This is a genomic window from Streptomyces sp. NRRL F-5126 (assembly GCF_000721265.1).
Taxonomy (GTDB): Bacteria; Actinomycetota; Actinomycetes; order Streptomycetales; family Streptomycetaceae; genus Streptomyces.
Window position 1 is genome coordinate 1 of the sequence record NZ_JOFZ01000148.1, and the last position, 261, is coordinate 261.

Annotated in this window: 1 protein-coding gene; it reads left to right on the forward strand. The window is 66.3% G+C overall.

The window, feature by feature from the left end; genetic code table 11:
* The coding region (locus IH48_RS34110; RefSeq protein WP_037844316.1) for a hypothetical protein at positions 1-261 on the forward strand (261 nt) is incomplete at both ends.

Consider the following 261-nt stretch of genomic DNA (forward strand, 5'->3'; position numbering starts at 1 on the left):
CTGGACACCCCCAGCGGCGACGTGTCCGTGCCATTCTCCTGGACCGGCGTCGACCTGTACTCCACCGGCGCCCGCCACCTCCGCGTCAAACTCACCCCGACCAGCAACGACACCATCCGCATCCACCTCGCCGACACCCTCGGCACCCCCGTCGCCACCATCGACACCCTCACCACACGCCCCCTGCCGACCGAACAACTCACCGACACCACCAAGACCATCCGAAACAGCCTCTTCCACATCGAATGGACCACACTGCCC